This window comes from Paenibacillus sp. FSL P4-0184, from assembly GCF_038004625.1.
Classification (GTDB): domain Bacteria; phylum Bacillota; class Bacilli; order Paenibacillales; family Paenibacillaceae; genus Paenibacillus_AQ.
Genome location: NZ_JBBORN010000001.1, coordinates 268669 through 290091 on the forward strand (window position 1 = coordinate 268669; position 21423 = coordinate 290091).

Annotated in this window: 13 protein-coding genes and 1 other annotated feature; of the genes, 6 read left to right on the forward strand and 7 right to left on the reverse strand. The window is 44.6% G+C overall.

All coding sequences use genetic code 11. The annotated features are described in order from the left end of the window. Positions 1–30: 30 nt before the first annotated feature. Entirely contained in the window at positions 31–1092 is a 1062-nt protein-coding gene (locus tag MKY52_RS01130; protein ID WP_341049341.1) for a GGDEF domain-containing protein, read from the reverse strand. A gap of 319 nt (positions 1093–1411) precedes the next feature. On the opposite strand from MKY52_RS01130, the gene MKY52_RS01135 reads away from it, so the two are divergent. Next, complete coding sequence (locus tag MKY52_RS01135) at positions 1412–1762, forward strand: cupredoxin domain-containing protein (RefSeq protein WP_341049342.1); 351 nt, start codon at positions 1412–1414, stop codon at positions 1760–1762. A 177-nt stretch (positions 1763–1939) separates the two neighbouring features. Here MKY52_RS01135 and MKY52_RS01140 read toward each other — a convergent pair whose 3' ends face one another. The 3 genes from MKY52_RS01140 to pheS all read right to left on the reverse strand — a co-directional run bounded on the left by MKY52_RS01140 (position 1940) and on the right by pheS (position 8017). After that, entirely contained in the window at positions 1940–3997 is a 2058-nt protein-coding gene (locus MKY52_RS01140; protein WP_341049344.1) for a hypothetical protein, read from the reverse strand. Between the two features lie 197 nt (positions 3998–4194). Beyond that, complete coding sequence (pheT, locus tag MKY52_RS01145; RefSeq protein WP_341049345.1) at positions 4195–6639, reverse strand: phenylalanine--tRNA ligase subunit beta; 2445 nt, start codon at positions 6637–6639, stop codon at positions 4195–4197. Positions 6640–6982: 343 nt separating this feature from the next. Next, positions 6983–8017: a phenylalanine--tRNA ligase subunit alpha gene (gene pheS, locus MKY52_RS01150; RefSeq protein ID WP_042186167.1), complete on the reverse strand. Its 1035-nt coding sequence runs from the start codon at positions 8015–8017 to the stop codon at positions 6983–6985. A 60-nt stretch (positions 8018–8077) separates the two neighbouring features. Next, positions 8078–8364: a binding site (T-box leader), on the reverse strand. 269 nt (positions 8365–8633) lie between these two features. Between pheS and MKY52_RS01155 the strand changes: the two genes are divergently transcribed. The 5 genes from MKY52_RS01155 (at position 8634) to MKY52_RS01175 (ending at position 16533) form a co-directional block, all read left to right on the forward strand. Continuing rightward, the gene (locus tag MKY52_RS01155; protein WP_341049347.1) at positions 8634–11195 is read left to right on the forward strand and encodes a hypothetical protein; all 2562 of its coding nucleotides are present in this window, start codon (positions 8634–8636) and stop codon (positions 11193–11195) included. Between the two features lie 57 nt (positions 11196–11252). Further along, complete coding sequence (locus tag MKY52_RS01160; protein WP_341049349.1) at positions 11253–12620, forward strand: efflux RND transporter periplasmic adaptor subunit; 1368 nt, start codon at positions 11253–11255, stop codon at positions 12618–12620. After that, complete coding sequence (locus MKY52_RS01165) at positions 12617–13315, forward strand: ABC transporter ATP-binding protein (RefSeq protein ID WP_042186162.1); 699 nt, start codon at positions 12617–12619, stop codon at positions 13313–13315. Before MKY52_RS01160 ends, MKY52_RS01165 begins: the two co-directional genes overlap by 4 nt. After that, a complete protein-coding gene (locus MKY52_RS01170) occupies positions 13312–14484 on the forward strand; it encodes an ABC transporter permease (protein WP_341049351.1) in 1173 nt (390 codons plus the stop codon). The genes MKY52_RS01165 and MKY52_RS01170 overlap by 4 nt, the downstream gene beginning before the upstream one ends. 438 nt (positions 14485–14922) lie before the next feature. Further along, positions 14923–16533, forward strand: a complete 1611-nt coding sequence (locus tag MKY52_RS01175; protein ID WP_341049352.1) for a diguanylate cyclase domain-containing protein — start codon at positions 14923–14925, stop codon at positions 16531–16533. A gap of 60 nt (positions 16534–16593) precedes the next feature. Here the strand turns inward: MKY52_RS01175 and pulA are convergent, their stop codons facing one another. The 3 genes from pulA to MKY52_RS01190 form a co-directional block, all read right to left on the reverse strand. Next, complete coding sequence (pulA, locus tag MKY52_RS01180; RefSeq protein WP_341049353.1) at positions 16594–18933, reverse strand: type I pullulanase; 2340 nt, start codon at positions 18931–18933, stop codon at positions 16594–16596. A gap of 414 nt (positions 18934–19347) precedes the next feature. Next, on the reverse strand, positions 19348–21060 hold the full coding sequence (gene ptsP / locus MKY52_RS01185; protein ID WP_149645821.1) for a phosphoenolpyruvate--protein phosphotransferase: 1713 nt from the start codon (positions 21058–21060) through the stop codon (positions 19348–19350). After that, the gene (locus MKY52_RS01190; RefSeq protein ID WP_042131974.1) at positions 21053–21328 is read right to left on the reverse strand and encodes an HPr family phosphocarrier protein; all 276 of its coding nucleotides are present in this window, start codon (positions 21326–21328) and stop codon (positions 21053–21055) included. Before MKY52_RS01190 ends, ptsP begins: the two co-directional genes overlap by 8 nt. Positions 21329–21423 lie beyond the last annotated feature (95 nt).

Consider the following 21423-nt stretch of genomic DNA (forward strand, 5'->3'; position numbering starts at 1 on the left):
GGTAATAAGGGTTCTGTGTTGTTTTTATCCTTATGACACAATCTCCGCTTCATGACTCTCAGCACAATTGACCACTCTGTTCTTACCTTGCTTTTTAGCTGTATAGAGCGCTTTGTCCGTTTTACGAAAAAGAAGCTCTTTCCCATCCCCAAGCTGATAATCACAAATTCCAATGCTGACAGTAATCGGCTTATTTCCAGCCTGCAAATGCTCGATTTGAGCAATATTGATCCGTAATTTTTCTACAGCCTCATAAGACTCTGAAAAACTTTTGTCTGTAAAAATCACAGCGAATTCTTCACCGCCATACCTAGCCGCAAAATCATTTAACTCAATCATACCGCCCACCTTGTCCGCAATTACCTTAAGAACAAGGTCCCCAACCCTATGTCCGTAGGTATCATTAACTTGCTTGAAGTTATCTATATCGAAGAGCGCCAGCTGTAGTTGAAGATTGTTGCTTTCACATTGCTCCAATAATGAATCCAAATATTCATGAAAGGTTTTATGATTATATAGTCCAGTGAGTGCATCTATCTTCAGCAGCTTATCCGAAATAGCCCTCTCCACCATTAGATCTTGGCCTTCCTTCGTTAATCTCTCCAGATTTACACGCGCTTCCCGCGCACGAATAATTACAGCAAGAGCCATCCCTACAAATATTATAAACACACACTCTACTATTAAGAACTCAAGCAGCGGTTTATGTAGGAATGGCCGTTCCAACCCAAAATATACTCCCGCATAAAACACAATACTAAATAGTCCCATTAGATACAGGAGCTTACGATCAAAATAAATAAGAGCGACCATAATCGGCATCATGAGCGTCATCTGAGCACCATCGACAAAAGGCTCTAATACAAAATACATAAGGTAGGACACTAAAAATCCACAACTAACCACCCCATATTTAGGGGATTGTTTACTATAACGAAGCCACAGCTCCGCAGTAATCATAAGGACCACAATTAGTAAATTACAGCCTATAAATAAGTGCCATAGATTCGTGTCCATGGTTGTTTTTATTTGAAGTCGGTCAATATTCGACAAAAACAGCAACTGTGAGATTAATAAAAGAATAACTACCATCCAATAACCTTTTAAGATTCTACGGTGCCAAACCTCCGTATTTAGCGTATCGTTAGTACTTGAAATATGTATCCCCTACTTTTATACGTTAATGTAATAGCTTTCATTATAATAAATTTTAGTTATATTTTCATCATTTATTTGCAATTTACGACAAAGTTTGAACAGTCTTCCTTGTTCACGGATTTTTCACATTTAATCAAAGCGCTTACTTAAATTTTAAGTTATGATGTCTACATAATTGTCACATTTTCACTATGCTTGGACTTCTTAGGAGGAGGTTTGGATCATTAAAAAATTTGCAATTCTACTTTCAATTGTGTTCGTTATAGCACTTACAGCCTGTGGAAACAGCAATGATAGTGCTGCTGGCAATGCTAACACATCGGAGCCTGAGATCGAGGCAGAAACAGAACTTACAATTACAGCTACGAATTACAGCTTTGATCAGGAAGAATATCATCTAAAAAAAGGTGTACCCGTCAAAATTATTTTTAAAAATGATAGTGGCAATCACGGTATCCTTATCCCTGAATTCGAACTCCAGCTTAATAGCAAAAAGTCCTCGAAAGTAATTGTTCCAGAGAAAGCCGGCACATTCGAAATGACCTGTTCGATTATGTGTGGATCCGGACATAGCGGCATGAACGCAAAAATCATTGTGGAATAGATGAATCATTAAAAAGCCGATCGTTAGGGAATTGCCCTGACGATCGGCTTTTTATTTAAGTTAGAAATATAAGACATGGTGTGAAACTTATTCTTTCGAATATATTAAACAAAGAGGGCTGACCTGAAATAGATCTCTCTACACATCAGGTACAGCCCTCTTTCTTGCATCCGACATTCAACTGTCCTGTTCGATCAGTTGAATCCATTCATTATATTCATTCTGAAGCTTGGCATATTCCTCTTGAAGATTACGATGCTCATCCGTCATCTTCTGTAGCTCATTCTGATGCATCTCAAACTGGACCTGTAGCAGACGAAGTTGTCCTTGGGCCAATTCATAGTTCTCGCCGACTTCACCAAGCTGCTGAAGCACCTCACTGCGTTCACGTTCAATAGATTTCTGCTTAGCCTCAGCCTCACCGGCCTCCTGCTGCCAAATATCTATCTCTTCACGCAGCTTCGCTTCCAAATCACTCCACTGCTGCTGTCGCTCGAATAATTCCTCGTACTTTTGCTTCCAAGAAGCGCCGTACGCCTCTGCTTCCCTCAGAACATCCTGCTGCTCTGCAACCGTAGCAGCGGCCTCAAGGCTAGCTTCAGACAATTCCTCTAAGCGTCGAGCTGTCTCTTCGCCTTCTTCTTGCAGCAGTTGGTATCTTTCCTGTAGACGTTCTCCATCTTGCAGCACTTCATCATATTGAGAGATCAGTTCCTCATAGCGTTCACGAAGTGCAGACAGTTCCTTCTGAACCTGTCCACCTTGTTCACGGAGTGCTGCAGTTTCGTGTTCTGCATCTGTACGAAGCTGAGCTTCCTGATCTAACTGTTGTACTAATCCATCCGCTTGACCACGAAGGATCTCAATCTCCATTTGAAGCGCCAAAGATTTCTCTTCGGTCTCCAGTAGGTTCATTTCAAGCTCACTAATATCTTCCATCCGTTTATCCGAGAGCTCCTGCCAATTTGCTGCCTCCGCCAGAGATCCAGCGAGTTCTTCCTGAACACGGTGCAGATTATCATTCGTTTCCTGTAGTGACTTCCGCAGCTCTGATGCTTCATTCTGAGACTGCTGATAACGCTGGCGCAATTCTTCCAGCTCTTCATTCAACAGCGTGCCTAGCTCAGTAGCAGTACGCAGCTCCTCACTGAGCTCTTCTTCACGTTTAACCACCGCTTCATATTGTCCGAGCAGCGTCTGACGAGCATCTCGTTCACTCTTAAGACTGGCTTCAGCCGAACGGAGTCTAGACTGAAGTTGTCCTGTTCCACCACGAAGCTCAGCCAACTGTTTCTCGAGCTCTTGAATGTTTTGCTTATGTCTATGTTCCTGAGTACCTTGTGACTGACGAAGTTCCTTATTCTTAGCAAGCTCCCGTTGTAATGCTTCCCGTTCTTCAGCCAATTCCTTGCTTAGCTTCGTTGTCGTGCTCTCAAGCTCCTTACCCAGTGTCAACTTCGTCTTCTCGAGTTCCTTACCTAATGTTGATTTGGTTTCCTCAAGCTGTTTCTCTAAGGTTGACCTGGTCTCGGTTAACTCAAGCTCCAGAGCAGACAAGGAGTCTGAATTCTCCTTAGTCAGCGTCTCACGGATGTTCTCCAGCTCTTGCAAATGCGCTGCCTTCTGCTCTTCCAACTGCTGTAGACGGATGGCTTCTGCATTTGCTAGTTCCTCTCGATGATTCTCACGCATAGCAGACTGTTCAGCCTCATAACTTGCCCGCAGTGCCTGCAGCTCCAGCTCACGCGCAAGCAGCTCCTCTTCCAGCTTCTCTCGTGCGGCTTCAGCCGCTTGGGTCGCCTCTTGCAGCTGGTTAGCATGTACCTTGCGCTCATTCTCCTGAATCTCCAGATGACGCTTGCGCTCTTCTTCAACCGCAGCAATCAGTCGTTCAGCTTCTTCCTTAGCCGCCGCTTCAAGGCGTTCATATTCTTCTTGCCGCTCCCGCTGAACCTCCAGCAGGCGAGATACTTCCAATCGCAGTTCACTGCGTTCACCAGTCATCATGTTGAGTTCATTTTTAAAATCCTGAACCTGAATAGCCTGCTCCGCCATATGTACTGCTGCAAGCACCGCTATGCGCGGCGTATCCAGTCTGTTGTGTGATTTAGAAATCGAGCGCATATGTTCGTCAACATAACGGGCCACTTGTTTCATATATTCAGTGCTGCTTCCGACGAGTTTATAGGAAGTTCCGTATATCTCCACGGCGACACGTGTCCGGTCCATAGCCACAGTTGTGCCCTCCTTTGTATGTGTGCGGATTCTAAGTTAGTCTTACTGTTTCTATTGTAGCTTTTTTCTTAAGCATTTGGCAAAATCCCTTGTATTCAATAGATTCGCTGATATCCTCCGCATTTCACTCTACCCAGAAAAAGCCGCAGCGAATCTCAGTTTCTAAATGGATTCGCTGCGGCTTTACACAATTCCTGCTATTTTCTTAATTCTGCACCAAAAGTTTGTTGAAGGACTGATAATAGCTTATCATGCACCTCTCCAACCTCTTCATCTGTCAATGTATGTTCACCGTGACGATACAGCAGGGAGATCGCAATACTCTTCTTTCCACTCTCTAGCTTGCCACCAGTGTACACGTCGAATACCTGTACGGATTGCAGCAAAGTTCCTCCGTTTGCACGGATGGAAGCTAGCAGATCGCCTGCTGGTACCGTTGAATCTACAACCACTGCAATATCCCGTTCCATACCTGGGAAACGTGGAAGCTCATTATATTGCAGACGGCTTTGCGTGTTATCATACAGCGGCTGCAATAGAATCTCAGCTACATAAGTATCCACTAGATCAAGCTCTCTTTGCAGTTCCGGATGAAGCTGGCCCATAGTTCCAATCTTCACACGACCCTCGTCTCCGACTAAATATACCGACGCGGAACGTCCAGGATGATACCCTTCTGGACTATCTCCCTCGTAGATAATTCTGTCTGTAAGACCCAAATAAGCAAATACTGATTCCAGCGCACCTTTCAAATCAAAGAAATCTACAGGCTGTGCAGAAACGTTCCATTGCTTCACGGTTAGGCTACCGCTAAGCAACACCCCCAGCACCGGCAGCTCACGCGGCTGACGAGTCAACTGTTCCTCATCTGTGAAGAAGACATTGCCGATTTCAAACAACGCTAGGTCGCTTTGACGACGGTTGGTATTATAGCTAGCAATATCCAATAGTTGTGGCAGAAGGCTAGTACGCAGTACACTGCGTTCTTCACTCATTGGCATAGCCAATTTAACCGCTTGTGAGCCTTCTGATAACTCAGGGAACATTTTGCTTTGTTTCGGCTGGATGAAGGAGTAACCCATCACTTCCTGATAACCGCCATGCGACAACAGGCGACGCAGTTCACGGCGGAGTGATTGCTTATGCGTCAATGCGCCTGGCGTTGTAACACCTTCAATCAGAGTCGTTGGAATATTGTCATACCCGTACAGACGAGCAATTTCTTCGATAAGGTCAACATCATAGCTGATATCGCCACGTCTAGTTGGCACCTGAACTTCGATCAATCCTTGTGCGGTATCCCCGCATTTGAAATGTAGACGACCAAACAATGTCTTCACTTCTAGCAAGGACAGATCTGTTCCGAGATAACGGTTCAGCTTCTCCAAGGACAAAGTAAGTACCTTCTCTTCTCCTGCGACTGTTCCTGCTTGCACAATTCCTTCATGCACAGATCCGCCAGCATAACGTGCAATAAGTACTGCAGCGCGATTCAATGCAGGGATCACTGCATTTGGATCCACTTCTTTCTCGAAACGAAGCGATGCTTCCGAGCGAAGTCCCAGTTGACGCGAGGTTTTACGAACGGTTCCTCCGTCAAACTTAGCGGATTCCAGAACGAGATTTACCGTCTCAGCAGTAACTTCCGTATCCTGACCTCCCATTACTCCAGCCAGAGCTACAGCCTTAGCTCCATCAGCGATAACGAGCATATGTGGCTCAAGCTTCCGTTCTTGGCCATCAAGTGTAGTCAGGACTTCACCTTCATGAGCAAGACGAACGCCGAGTTCTCCGCCTTCTATTTTATCTGCATCAAAAGCATGAAGCGGCTGTCCGTATTCGAGCATCACATAGTTAGTGATGTCTACGATGTTGTTAATTGGACGAATCCCTGCCGCCATCAGACGATTCTGAATCCACAGCGGGGATGCTGCAGGTTTAACACCTGAGATATAACGAACTGCGTAATGACTGCAATGTTCTTCATTCTCAATCTTAACGGAAATAGATTGAGCAGCTGCTCCGCTGATCTCAATCATTTCACTCGCAGGATCAGGTAATTTGATGTCACGTCCAAGAATCGCGCTCACTTCATAAGCAGCACCAATCATACTTAGACAGTCTGAACGGTTCGGAGTCAGATCGAATTCCAGAATTTCATCATCTAGACCCAGCAACTTTGAAATATCTTGACCGATCTCTGTACCTTCAGGAAGTACAAGAATTCCTTCTTGCTGCTCCTTAGGAAGCATTTTATCATTGAGTCCCAATTCTTTAGCCGAGCAGATCATCCCTTGTGATAACACCCCGCGCAGCTTCGCTTTTTTGATATCCAGCCCTGGCAGCTTAGCGCCAACAAGAGCTACAGGAACGGTTTGTCCCGCAGCTACATTCTTTGCACCACAGACGATTTGCAGATCTTCACCTTGACCTGCATCCACGATACATACGTTCAGTTTATCCGCATCAGGATGCTTTTCCTTCGATTTCACATAGCCGGTTACGATGCCGGAAATCCCTTTATTGCGGCGCTCTACTCCGTCAATTTCAATGCCGGCAGCGGTAATCTTCTCCGCTAGCTTTTCGGCGGTTACTCCTTCAATCGATGTATAATCAGCCAACCATCCGGTTGATACTTTCATGTCCGCTCACTTCCTTTATGTTTCAGATGTATTTATCTACTTGCCGTTCGATCTGCTTCCTGTGGGAGTAGTACAATTTAGGATTACTCGATCAAAGCTTCATACCCGTCCTATTTAGAGCAGTCACTACGAAAAATATTGGACTTCCGATCGCTGTTATCCTCAGATTTCCTGATTAGAACCGCTTCTCGTGGTAGAAATCCGAGGATAAAGGCGAACGCTAGCGCTTCTACAGTTCCAAAATTCCTCTCCGTTCCTTCTATTAATAGTGTTTTATTAAGCAAGATCAGTAACCCAATTACTACTTACTCCTAACCCGTCAGCCAGCTCGCCCACCAAAAATCTAAACGCCCTTGAACTGCTTTACAAAACTCATATCGTTGTTATAGAAATGACGGATGTCATCGATGCCGTATTTAAGCATAGCAATCCGCTCAACACCCATACCAAATGCGAAGCCGCTATACTTAGCAGGATCATAGCCACCCATTTTCAGAACATTTGGATGCACCATGCCGGCGCCAAGGATTTCTAACCATCCGCTTTGCTTGCACAGTCTGCAGCCATCCCCGCCACATTTGAAGCAGCTTACATCCACTTCAACGCTTGGCTCGGTGAATGGGAAGAAGCTCGGACGAAGACGAATGTCTGTATTCGGGCCGAACATCTCTTGTACGAATTGCTGCAAGGTGCCTTTCAGATCACTCATCCGAATGTTGCTTCCAATAACCAAACCTTCAATTTGATGGAACTGGAAGGAATGCGTTGCATCGTCATCATCGCGGCGGAATACTTTACCCGGGCAAATGATTTTAACTGGAACTTCACCGTTCATAGCCTGCATAGTACGAATCTGTACCGGAGACGTTTGAGTACGCATAAGCAGGTCATCCGTTAAATAAAAGGAATCCTGCATATCACGTGCCGGGTGATTTTTAGGCAGATTTAGGGCTTCAAAGTTATAATAATCGGTCTCCACTTCCGGGCCTTCAGCCACACGGTAGCCCATACCAATGAAAATATCCTCAATTTCCTGAACCACTCTGCTAAGCGGGTGAACGCCCCCTTGCTGCATGCGGCGACCCGGCAGGGTTACGTCTACTTTTTCAGCCTGTAGACGTTGCTGAGTCTCTTGCTGTTGAAAAGCCTCTTGCTTCGCTCCAATAATCTCCTCAATGGCACTACGCACCTGATTTGCTACTTGCCCGATAACCGGACGCTCCTCAGCACTAAGTCCTCCCATACCACGTAGAACTTCTGTAAGCTCGCCTTTTTTACCGAGATATTTCACTCTTAGGTCATTCAAAACCTGTGGATCCATAACCTCCTGCAACTTAGCCAGCGCCTCAACCTTCAATGCTTCCAACTTCTCTTTCATGGCCGTGTACAGCCCCCTTCAATCATTGTCTAGTTCAACAAAAAAAGGCCTTTCCTCCCGGTAAGGGACGAAAAGACCGTGGTACCACCCTTGTTAGACAAGCTGATCTGTTCCCCTTAAGAGCTTCATTCCCTCTTTTGGCTGGACAGATACTTATCTCACTTTATACAGAAATAACGGTCTGTGACCGGTTTCCCCTACGCTTCCTTACAAGGCAATCTTAAGGAATTCAAGGAACTGCTCCGGAGTGAACTTCGACAGCTCTGTATCCTAGAAACGCTCTCAATCACCGGCGTCTCCTCCCTGTAAGTCAGGCACTGTGTACTCTTCTCCATCACTGCATTTCACAATTCAATCTAATTGTCAGGTATCTCTTTTATGCAAGAGATATGTCTGTTTATTATATGCAAAATCTGTCGTTTTGACAAGTTCAAGCATAATTAGGGCAATTTTTATCTGGCTTTAAGCTGGCTTTAAGGTTCAGAGCCATTTTGGGGACTTTTTTTCAGCTAACGTTCAGCGGAGCTTGATAATTTCCATTATTAAGAAGGCATGGTTGTACTCAATCATAAATCACCTTCAAAATACAAGGACTTTCATACCGGGAGGGAATTACATGCATGCACGAAGAACAAAAGTAGCTGTGATCATACTTAGCGCAGCAGTTCTGAGTCAAGCTTCAGCGTATGGAGCATACGCTGCATCAACGACTACTTCATCCACAAAAACAGCAACTGCCAATACTGTATCCACTCTGGATAAACTCGGCTCGATAGCTTTAAAGAGTAACTTTAGTGTGAAGCTGACCGATGTTGGCTTTTTGACTCAGGATGGCGGCAATATTCTTACATACACCCTCAGCTATAACAATGGGAGCGGAAGCAGCATCAATCTTGTGGACTATTTCTCTAAAGTAACTACTGCCGGAGGAACCGTTATCCAAGGAAGCCCAGTAACCAGCAGTGCAACCATCAAATCTATCCCCTCCAAAAGCAGTCAATCCGTAACCTATTACGCAAACGTCGGTAAATCTACATTTTTAAATGGAGTGAAGATTTCAGTATTCGGTTGGGATTTCAGCAGTACCGATTATCAAAAAAAGCTGGGGACCTTCACCTTGCCTGTGGCTTTTTCACAAGCGGTCGCTAGAGGCCAAAGTAAAAAGATAACCTTGAATAATCAGCCCGTAACAACCAAAACGGAAAGTCTGCAAATTTACAAATATAACGGTAAGGTATACGCCAAAGTAGGTGTGAGCTTAACCAATCAAGGAACCAAAGTGCTAAGTGATCCTGGACTTAAGGGATACCTCGCATCTGCAGGAGGATCTGTATTTGAATTAACGCTTGATGATGCGAGCAGTAACTACAAAGTACAGCCACAGGAAAAAAAGACGATCTACTACATGACGGAAATTCCCTCTTATATGAAGACAGACAATATGACTCTGCAGTTTGCTGGAGAAGATACCTCATTAAAAATAGCTTTGCCCATCGTCACCTATAACCTTCCCGCTGCTACCACACCAGATCTTGTCGTAGCTAGCAATGTCATCAAGAAGCTTACGATCAACAATAATACTGTCGAGACGCAGTTAAAAAGCGCCAATGTCTATGCCGACAACGGCACCGCGAAGTGGACGCTGCAATTTCGAGTAAAAAATAGCGGCAACAAGGCGATTACTTTGCCTGCTTATGAGTTTACCGTTAAAGCCGCTGAAGGATACAGCTTTCCGGTGGACACGAAGGCTTTCGCAAACCTTACACTCAAACCCCTTGAAGAAAAAATAATTGAGCTCAGTGCAGAAGTTCCGCTAACGATAGCTCAAGGAACGCTACAGCTGCAAATGACTGAACCCGCTGTAGAGGGTAAGATCATTTTTCCTACGGCCTATTATCAGATTCCTTACACACTCCAAACTAACAATTGGCAGGATACAGAATATGCGCTGGAGAACAGTCACGGCACATTTGCTGTCAAGCTTGAGAACATCCAGCGGCTACCTTGGGCAGACAAAGATCAGCTTGTAGCTAAAATCAATATTCGCAACACGAAATCGACCTCTGTGCAGCTTCCTGCATTTACAAGTGTCATTAAAGCTGGTGAGAGTGATATTAGCAGCACTTCCCAAGTTGTCACAGAAAGCACGCAAACCATACTCGGGCCAAATGAATCCGCAGACGTTTATGTCGTGGCCAATGTTCCTTACACCTACCAGTTCAATCAATTAAAAATAACGCTGCAAGAAACCTCCGGCGAAAGCAAAATTAATTTTCTTTCTTTAAGTACAAATCAGTTGGACAGCCGTGTTCAGGAAGTTGCAGCACTAAATTCCTTCCAAATTGACCTTGAAAGTAAAAAAGCAGAAGTGTTAGAGCGCCGGACAACGGTTTATCAGGGTGCGAGCTCCAATATCATGTACACAGAACTGGAAATGAACAGTGAGGAAACACGTAAATCGGAGCAGGCTCAACTCGTAGCTTATTACAAAACGCCTGACAATCAATATTACGAAGCCGAGGTCAACCAGTCTACAACTTCCACGAGCCCTAACGGAAAAAATCTGGTTACCGTCTGGACTAAGCTCCCACTAGGAGTAGATCCTTCTCAGCTTGTTCTTTATGTCGGTGAAGGGGTATCCGAAGGAAAACTTACGGCTCCTGGCGGGAAATCAACGGGATATATCAATACGGTGTCACTGGGACTAAATAATGTTGCGGTAGAGTCAAAAAGCAATCTTTTGGATGTAGAATTGTTCCCTTATACCCTATCCGTTACAAATGCAGTCGCCACCGTCACTGGTGGAAAAGATACGCTAAGCACTGTCCTAACCTACAACCTGTCGAGCAGCACGCTTTACGAATCGGGTACCTATGAGCACAAGCTTGTACTAGAGCTGATCGACCCCTTCGGACAAACGATGGAGAAGACATTAACACTGGGCACAGATCTACCATTAGGGAACTTCAAGTCATACACCACAACATTCACAAGCAATCTTTACAAAACTCTAGGTGGCGGCGCGATCCGATTGAATGTATACGACGAATTCCAAGGTCATCGAAATTTGCTAGGAACTGGGACCTATGTTGTCACTTATCAGGCAGCGTCAACGACTTCAAACAACAATTCCACTTCAAACACCGATTCTAGTGCTAACAATCCATCCGACACTTAGTAAGTGCGCGAGGGTGACCTAAGTTAAAAGAAATTTGATGATCTATGGAGGAAAGAAATGAAGAAGAAAAAAGTGTTGCTCTGGACCATCGGAGTAGTAGCTGTAGCAACAGCCGGATTGTTGGTGTATACATTTTTGCCTGATAAGAGCAGTCAGGCTGCTGAAGTGCCCGTTAATACAGCCACGGTTACGAAGGGCGATATCGTAGTAAATGTATCTGGAGCAGGCTCCGTCACGGCCACTGAAACAGGAAAAGTGAAAACGAAGGACGCTGGAACCGTAGCTGAGGTGCTTGTCAAAGAAGGCGACAATGTGAAAAAAGGTCAGACATTAATTACCTTCGAAGGCAATGATTTGAGCGACAATCTCAAGCAGGAACAAACCTCTCGTACCTCGCTTGAAGAGGATCTTCAGGACAAGCAGGAGCAGTATAAGAAGCTTGCTGTGGCAGGTGCCTCCGAGGATGAATTAGCCAGTGCCAAACGTTCGATTGAAAAAGCGAAAACGGATATCGCTTCTCAAATCGAAAAAATTGCAGCTGTACAAGAGGATATGATCCCTCCAGATCCCCTAACCGCCCCTATTGACGGAACTGTTACAGCAGTTAACATAGCCAGCGGTGAAAAAGCGATGGATGGCTCTGAACTCATCGATATCACCGATTATGCTAATTTAAGCGTCATAGTGCAGGTGGATGAGCTTGATATTCCTACAGTGAAAATAGGGATGCCTGCTATCATTTCATTGGATGCCCTGCCCGACACTGAATTCAAGGGAAGTGTTACTAAGATTGCCAAGGAAGGCACCGTCTCGAACGGAGTCTCCCTCTTCGATGTTACCGTTGGCTTAACCACCTCCGAAGGTGCCCTTGTAGGGATGTCGGCAGAAGTTTCAGTTACAACAGCTGAGAAAAAAGATGTGTTAACCGTACCTATTGAAGCTGTTCAAGAAAGAAATGGCAAGTACACAGTTTCTCTCCCTTTAACAGCGGATTCAACCGATTCCTCAAAAGCCTCTAGCGAGGGCCAAGCACCGATGCCTAGCGGGGCTCCTGATGCTCGCGATGGCGCTATGCCTAGTGGAGCGCCTGATGCTCGCGGCGGTACTATGCCTAACGGAGCAGCTGGCACAAGAAACCGTGGAAATAGTAATCAGCGAACAGTTTCCGTCGAAGTGGGCATCCATGATGAGAGCAGTATTGAAATTGTCAGTGGGCTTAATGAAGGAGACAAAGTGATCATCCCTACTGTCATCTCTACCAAAACAGGTACAACTAGTACTGAGATGCAAATGCAAGGTGGCATGGGCGGTATGGGTGGCGCCGGTTTCGGCGGCGGCGGCTTTAGTGGCGGTGGTGGCTTCAGTGGAGGAGGTGCTGGTGGCACGGGTGGAGCACCTGGTGGTGGCGGAGGTGGCAGTAGATGAGTGCTTTAACGCCACTGATCCAAGTCCAGAATATGACCCATGGCTATACTATGGCCGGAGAAACTATGACGGTACTAAAAAATCTTTCCTTTACAATCGACTTCGGAGAGTTCGTCGCGATTATAGGTCCTTCCGGTTCTGGTAAATCAACACTAATGAACATGCTCGGATGCCTGGATGTATCGGATGAGGGAAGCTATCTTCTAGACGGACAAGAGGTTCGCAAGTTATCCGACAACAAGCTGGCAGTTATCCGGAATGAGAAGATCGGCTTTATCTTTCAAAACTTCAATCTCCTCCCCAAGTTGTCTGCTGTCGAGAATGTGGAGCTTCCGCTAATATACCGCGGCCTCTCACATCGAGAACGTAGAGAAACAGCGCAGCAAGCACTCCTTAAAGTTGGTTTGGAGGAGAGAATGCATCACCGACCTTCTGAGCTTTCAGGAGGACAGCAACAGCGTGTAGCGATTGCGCGAGCCATGGCTGGATCTCCCCCGATTTTACTTGCAGATGAACCTACCGGGGCGCTTGATACGCGAACTGGACAAGAGGTCATGCAGATGATACGAGAATTAAATGAGCAGGGTCATACAATCATCCTAATCACACATGACCTCGAAATTGCAAAGCAAGCGAAGCGGATCATTCGTATTCAGGATGGCAACCTCGTAGAAGATCGGAGGAATGCGAGGTGAAATTATTTCAAAGTATGCGGATGGCTCTAAAAAGTATTTACAGCAGTAAAGTAAGAGCTTTTTTAACGATGCTGGGTATTATTATTGGTGTATCATCCGTTATCATCCTCGTTTCTGTGGGGCAGGGAACTACTTCTCAGATTACGGAGCAGCTTAATGGACTCGGAACAAATCAACTGACGGTAAACATCACTGGCCGTGGGGCTACCACCTCCCTCACCTATGAAGAAGCCTTGGCACTTGGAGATATAGAGGGGATAGAAAATGTAGCTCCTGTGATCAGTGGCAACGTTACAGCCAAGCATAATACTGAGAATGTCAGCGTTACTGTTGAGGGCATTACACCTTCTTATGAGGACGTTAAGGATTTTCATGTACAGTCAGGACGTTTCCTGCTTGATATTGATACGGAGTACCGGCAGAAGGTAGCGCTAATCGGCACAGGTACGGCTGAGGATTTATTCGGTACAGATGATCCTGTAGGCCAAAAGGTACAGCTAAACGGGATCAGCTATAAAATCGTCGGTCTTTTGGAAGCGAAAGGCTCTAGTCTAAGTGGTTCCAACGATGATATCTTATTGATCCCTATAGCTACTGCAGAACGTCAGTTAAAAAGCAAAGGCGTACGTTCCATCACAATTGCGACGACTTCAGCAGACACTGTAGCTACCGTAAAATATAAACTAGAGAGTACACTGGATGCTAAATTTAATTATGCGGATAATGCTTTTAGTGTCTTTGACTCACAAGAGATGCTGGATACTGTAAATTCTACGACAGCTACGCTTTCAATGGCACTTGCGGGAATTGCCGGCATTTCACTGTTTGTCGGGGGGATCGGCATTATGAATATTATGATCGTATCCGTCAATGAAAGAACAAGAGAAATTGGTATCCGCAAAGCAATCGGCGCCAAAAAGTTCGATATTCTCGCTCAATTCATGATCGAATCCATTGTGCTTAGCGGATTGGGTGGGGTGATCGGTGTTGGCATTGGAGTCGCAGGTAGTTGGTTACTAGGAAAGTACACTTCACTTACAGTATCCATTGCTTGGGATATGGTACTGATATCTTTTGTTTTCTCCTTGCTTATCGGCGTGATTTTCGGAATGATGCCTGCGAACAAAGCCGCACGGCTTCGCCCCATTCATGCACTACGTAACGAATAGTAACTTCAAGTCAGCTGCCTAGTCATTATTATGACTAGGCAGCTTTTTTAACATAACAGAACGCATATTTTTGGGGCTGAGCTGGGTATCATTTACGAAGGCGTTGGGTAATAGGATTTATGGATTTGAATATAGATAAGGCAATAGGCCCATACCATAATCATTAAAATTTTTTATTATTGATATTTATTTGAGGAAGCGATTGCTCTATAAGTAGGACGTCCTATATACTTGTTGTACTACAAACTGCGATCCACACACAATTTATCTTTCCCATGCCTCAATTCCCACTATGTTACAACACCTCTTTTTTTTACATAATCACTCTCAACATCTTTGCCTGAAAATAAAACACGCCTGCCACAAATGGAAGTTCCGCAGGTTATAGGTTAGCAGCAATAAGATTTGTTAAACATCTTATGCGGGGAGAAGATGACCGTGGCTGGATTTTTCGATATCAAAGTAACACGCAAACTAATCTTTATTTTTGCTGCGATCTCCATTCTACTGGTTGGGATTAGTGTAGCTTCTTTACTCTATCTAAATCACACTATTAACAGAATGTCAGATTCTTTATATGAAGATGTATTTGAGAACTCTGAGCTCATACTGAGCGCTGATCGTGATCTGTATCAAGCCGCAATCGCTCTCCACTCCTCCATGAGCTCGAACCTCACTGACGCTGAACGTGATCAGTTCATTCAGGAATTTAAGGACAATAATCAACAAGCACAAGAACGGGTAGGCCTAGCAAGTTCAGACATCAAATCTATCAACAAACCCTACAGTGATTTGAAACAGACAAATATACTTACTGAATTAGAGAACGAGCTCCATGCCTTCGAAACATCCCTAGTCCTATGGAAGAGTACAGGGAGTACATTGATTGCTGAACGGATGCAAATCGGATGGGACCCTGCTTCATATCATGCTGTAAGTCTGAACATGCAGTTAAATGAAGTCAGAACTCATCTGGATCAATCAGAAGACCTGATAGACACCTACGCTTTACAAGTAACAGATGGGTTCCAAGATAAAAAGAGTGCACTCTTTGCGCTATACTCATTGGTCTTCTTTATTCTGCTTCTAGTTATTATTTATCTGGGTCGCAAAATCATTTGGCTCAAAAATGAAATGCTGGAAGAACAAACACTCTATCAGCTAATCGGTGAAACCATGTCTGACTTTATTATTTTGACTGATCCTAACGGGTTGATACTGTATAGCTCCCCTTCACATTCAAGTATTCTCGGCTATGTTCCTAAAAAGGGTGACCCACTCTCCAACTACATTCGCGAACCGGAAATTGCTTGGGCTAAACTAAAGAGTGTCGTTCAAGGAACCCCTCGTATCTCAGAGCTACGAATGCGTGGAGCTGAAGGGCAATGGGTATGGCTGGAAACGAAGGTGTCGCCTGTTCGGGGAAGTAATAATTTCCCAGCACAATTTATGTTAGTGTCCCGTGAAATTACACAACGGAAGCAATACGAAGAACGATTACATAAGCTAGCCTTCTATGATCATTTAACCGCGATTCCCAACCGTGCTCATTTCAAAATGTACATGGAGAATCTCATCAACCAACCCGAGGAACGGAGAAAGAATATTGCACTCGCATTACTGGATTGTGACAGATTCAAGCAGTTAAACGATACCTTAGGACATCTGGCTGGAGACGAATTTCTCCAACTGCTCTCTCGAGAGCTTTTGCAAACGGTTAAAGGTGTAGGCCAGGCGTTCCGGATTGGCGGTGATGAATTCGCAGTGGTACTGCACCGATTTACCTCTCCAGAAATGTTAGATGAAATGCTACAACGTTTGCTTAAGTTATTCAACAAATCTTGGTCTATTGACAATGGATCTAGCTTCCACACCTCCGCAAGTATTGGTGTAGCCCTATTTCCTGAGCATGGAGGCAGTATTAATGAACTTCTGCGTGCCGCAGATCTAGCGATGTACCTTTCCAAAGACCATGGAGGGAATGAAGCTAATCTCTACTACGAGCTTTTAGATGTAGGTTTATCCAACCAGATCATCGGAAAACCATAAGATCAACAAAAAGAGCTGTTCCGGGGTATAACTAACCCTGAAGCAGCTCTTTTTTATTTTTTAACTGGTTAACTGCAAATGATCATCTGAGATCCCATCATTCTCCTGATCACGATCTATAACCATGACCTTGATCAGCTCGTCATCCTTGGAACAATCAATGAAGCGATCGCCATCCCCATCTTTCTCTTCCCAGTCATTAAGTCGTAATATATACCCGATAGAATCTGTATCTGGCAACACCTCAATTCGTGCAACTGCACGCCCATCCTCCATATACCGAAAGTCGCATTGTCCATCCTGAATTCCTGTATCCCAAACCCAAAGATTCCAGCCTTGATATTTCCCATCTGGCCGTTCATAGTGTACTTCGATAATTTTGGACCGACGTGCTGGCTCACCACATTCATCATAGAGTACCATCATCGACAAGCCTTCAATTTCCACCTCGCTACCTGCAACCTTTCGGAATGCTTCTGTCCCCGCTCGGGTATGATCCACTACCACGTTCCAACCGTTATTAGCTTCAGGAAGAGATAGCTTTACTCGATCATTATTGGCGTTAAAGATGACTGTTATATTGTTCCAGAGGTCGCCTCCTGCATGATTTCTAAGCAGGTACGACACGATCCCCCCATCACAGCGCAGAAATTCTAGCGAACGCTCAATTTCCTGCCGACCATGTAGACGAAATGCCGGATGTATACGCCGCAGTTCGATCAAACCTTTATAATATTGAAATACAGGCTTAAACATACTTTTCATATTCCAGCGGATCGCGTTAATCGTATCACCGCTACGATAGCTATTATGATCTCCAAATTTACTGCGCAGTAGCTCATCACCGGCATGCAGGAATGGAATCCCTTGCGAGGTCAGGATGATTCCATTTGCAAGTAGGGATCGGCGCACGGTCTCATTGCTGAGAATATTCTCCAGATCTACATTCACGTAAGGATTAGCCCGTGAAACGGCATCCTGAAATCCCCCTTGAACGGTAAGCACCTTATCCCATAAATTCAAATTGTCATGGGCCGTTACATAGTTCACCGATTCCACTGGGGAGTCTGTAAATTCGTGGATGGCTCCTTTGATTCCGGCTGCAATAGCCCCTTCTTTGCCATATTCCCCTGTAATGAATCCCCGTCCCCATCCATCACTATCACCTTTGATCGCGGAACGAAAGTTATCATTGAAGACAGCATATCCTTTCCCCCGCTGCACACCTTTTAGCGTCTTTGTTGCCAGTGGAGAATCTCCACCTGTCCAAGGTTCGCCATATAACAGCAGATTAGGATTCACCTCAAGTCGAAGCTCTTCCGTTATTTCACGCATGGTCACACTATCCATCAGACCCATAAGATCAAATCTGAAGCCATCAATATGATACTCCGTAGCCCAGTAGGACAACGAATCCTTAATATATTTGCGTACCATCGGACGCTCTGTAGCCAGCTCATTACCAACTCCCGAGCCATTAGATAAACGTCCCAAGAAGTCACGGCGATAGAAGTAATCTGGGACAAGCGGCTCGAAGGGGCCCTTCTCCACAGCGTACGTGTGGTTGTAAACCACATCCATAATCACTGAAATCCCACGACTATGCAAAGCCTGAACCATTTCTTTAAATTCCCGGATTCGTAGACCTGGATCGGTAGGATCAGTGCTATATGATCCTTCCGGTACATTATAATGCTGAGGATCATATCCCCAATTGTAGTCGGTATGTTCAATGTACGAACCACGCTTTATTACACTTAACTCATCTACGGTCTGGAAATCAAACACGGGCATCAGATGTACATGGGTGATACCCAATTCAACCAGATGATCAATACCTATTGCATTTCCTTCCGAATCTCTTAAGCCAAATTCGGTAAATGCTTTGAATTTGCCCTTATAGTACATGCCAGAGCTCTCATGTGAGGAGAAGTCACGCACATGCAGCTCGTAAATAACCGCGTCTGCAGGATGCTGCAATGGAGGAGCAACGTCCTTCTCCCAATGCTCAGGATGGGTCCTGCGCAAATCAACGATTGCTGTTCTTAAACCATTTGCCGATACGGCAGTTGCATAAGGATCTACTGCTTCCGTCACATTTCCATCAGCAAATACAGCACGGTACATATAATATTTCCCTTTTAAATCACCTGATAACTTAGTCTGCCAGACTCCGCCGTTCTGACGCTGCATATATATAATACGCCCACTATCTGTAGAGCTCGGATCAAATCCAATGTTACGTTGATTTCCATCTGTTTCGTACATAACTAGAGATACAGCAAAAGCAGTAGGTGCCCAAACTTTAAATACACTGTACTCCACCGAGTACGTCAAGCCCAGGTCTTTACCTTCATAGACCTCTAACATTAATTCTGTATTTATAACATTTTTACTCATGAGTTAACACCATCCTATGGCTCCCTGGCTAACTTATAGGGATGCTTATAAGTCCAAATATTTCCAATTTAGATCATATTAATACTTGCACAGCTCTGCAAGTCGGTAAAGGAGTATAAACTTTCTATGGATTCATACTATTATTATATGTAAGACATATTTACAGGTTTGGGTTCCTTACCGACTTTATACTCATCACTATTACTATCGGCATAGACATCTGTGCAATAAAGCAAATAAAAAGTGAATTTAATTATTCTAAATTGAGTATAACGCTCACGTATGAACTTAAGCCAACATAAGAATTAAAATTATCGATATACACACAAAAAAACCGACCTCCAAACATCGGAAGTCGGTAATAGTAGTTGGAACGTTATAAAACGTTTAACGGAGTAATGCATATGGAAATAGTTAGTTAGTGATGCTTTGAACAAGTGCAGCTACTTCTTCAGCAGTGCCAAGTTGCAATGCTTTTGCAGCCAGTTCCTTCATGTCGGCAGCCGACAATTTAGAAATTTGACTACGTGCTGGCAGAATTGACGTTGCACTCATACTGAATTCATCAAGGCCAAGACCTAGTAAGAGTGGAATCGCTGTTGCGTCCCCAGCCATCTCACCGCACATTCCTGTCCATTTACCTTCTGCATGCGCTGCATCAATTACATTCTTGACCAGACGCAGGATGGCCGGATTGTATGGCTGATACAGGTAAGATACCCGTTCATTCATACGGTCAGCAGCCATTGTATATTGAATAAGGTCATTCGTACCAATACTGAAGAAATCAACTTCCTTTGCAAACTGGTCAGCCAGTACAGCAGTGGAAGGAATCTCAACCATAATGCCGAGCTGAATGTTGTCAGATACTTCCTTGCCTTCTTCACGAAGCTTCGCTTTCTCTTCAAGCAGAAGATCACGAGCTGCACGGAATTCACCAAGTGTTGCGATCATAGGGAACATAATGCGAAGATCCCCATGAACACTTGCTCTCAGTAAAGCACGCAGTTGCGTACGGAAAATATCCTGACGATCCAGACAAAGACGAATCGCACGGAATCCTAAGAAAGGATTCATTTCCTTTGGAAGATCCAGATACGGAAGTTCTTTGTCGCCACCGATATCAAGTGTACGTACGACTACCGGTTTGCCTTTCATATTCTCAAGCACAGTACGATAGGCGTTATATTGAATTTCCTCAGAAGGCAGCTTATCGCGGCCCATGTATAGAAACTCAGTACGATACAAGCCTACACCTTCGCCACCATTCTCAATTACACCATTGACATCGTTTGGTGTACCAATGTTAGCCGCCAGCTCCACGTGCTTACCGTCTGCAGAAATCGTTGGTTTATCACGAAGTTTCTTCCACTCTGCAATTTGCAAGTCGTAAGCTTCCTGCTTGCGAACGTACTCTGCCACTTCTGCTTCACTAGGATTAATAAGAACGTCACCGTTCAGACCATCGACAATCACTAGATCCCCAGAATTCACTTCTGTCATGACATTTTTAGTTCCAACTACCGCTGGAATTTCCAAAGAACGTGCCATAATCGCGGAGTGGGACGTACGTCCACCAATGTTTGTTGTGAAGCCTTTAACATACTTGCGATTTAGCTGTGCTGTGTCAGAAGGTGTTAAATCCTCAGCGATAACAATAACCTCTTCATTGATTTCTGCAGGACTAACATAATGAATACCCAGCAAGTGGTTCAGCAGGCGTTTGGTCACATCACGCATGTCAGCTGCACGTTCTTGTAAGTAAGCACTCTTCATGTTTTCGAACATTTCAATGAATTGTGTAGCTACTTCGTTTAGTGCATAGTCCGCGTTAACCGATTCCTGACGAATTTTATCAATTACGGGATTAATCAGCTCAGGGTCCTCAAGAATCAGCAGATGGGATGCAAAAATCTCTGCTTTCTTCTCTCCTAGTTCTGCTAAAGTACGCTCTTTAATAGTCTGCAGTTCAGCACTTGATTTAGCAAGTGCGTCATTCAACTTGGCTACTTCTGCTTCAGGATCACTGATACTAGTTTTTGTAATTGTATAATCCGGATGTTTCAGGATAAAAGCACGGGCTACTGCAATCCCTGCTGAAGCCGCGATTCCTGAAATTTTATTCATGGATTTCCCCTAGCCCTTCTTTAATCATTACATCAGAAAGTGCGCTCAGAGCTTCAGCTTCTTCGCTACCTTCAGTAATCAGTGACAAAGTGTCTCCAGCTTCTAGACCCAATGACAATACGCCAAGGATAGATTTCAATGTAACTTTTTTGCCTTTTGCTTCTGCATAAGCTTCTGTACCTTTGAATTTCGTAGCTGTATTTACCAAGGCAGTTGCCGGACGTGCGTGAATTCCATCTTCATCGATAATTCTGAATGTTGTTTGCATAATATTATCCAACTCGCTTTCTTTTAATAGAATATTTTTAAATTTATAGTGAAGGCTTCGCTCCCTTTAATGTTTAAAGGAAGCGTCCACCCTTG

Coding starts and splice junctions, on each gene's coding strand:
- MKY52_RS01130 (WP_341049341.1), bottom strand. CDS start 1,092: ATGGTAGTTATTCTTTTATTAATCTCACAGTTGCTGTTTTTGTCGAAT.
- pheT (WP_341049345.1), bottom strand. CDS start 6,639: ATGAAAGTATCAACCGGATGGTTGGCTGATTATACATCGATTGAAGGA.
- pheS (WP_042186167.1), bottom strand. CDS start 8,017: ATGAAAGAGAAGTTGGAAGCATTGAAGGTTGAGGCGCTGGCTAAGTTG.
- MKY52_RS01155 (WP_341049347.1), top strand. CDS start 8,634: ATGCATGCACGAAGAACAAAAGTAGCTGTGATCATACTTAGCGCAGCA.
- MKY52_RS01160 (WP_341049349.1), top strand. CDS start 11,253: ATGAAGAAGAAAAAAGTGTTGCTCTGGACCATCGGAGTAGTAGCTGTA.
- MKY52_RS01165 (WP_042186162.1), top strand. CDS start 12,617: ATGAGTGCTTTAACGCCACTGATCCAAGTCCAGAATATGACCCATGGC.
- pulA (WP_341049353.1), bottom strand. CDS start 18,933: ATGAGTAAAAATGTTATAAATACAGAATTAATGTTAGAGGTCTATGAA.
- ptsP (WP_149645821.1), bottom strand. CDS start 21,060: ATGAATAAAATTTCAGGAATCGCGGCTTCAGCAGGGATTGCAGTAGCC.
- MKY52_RS01190 (WP_042131974.1), bottom strand. CDS start 21,328: ATGCAAACAACATTCAGAATTATCGATGAAGATGGAATTCACGCACGT.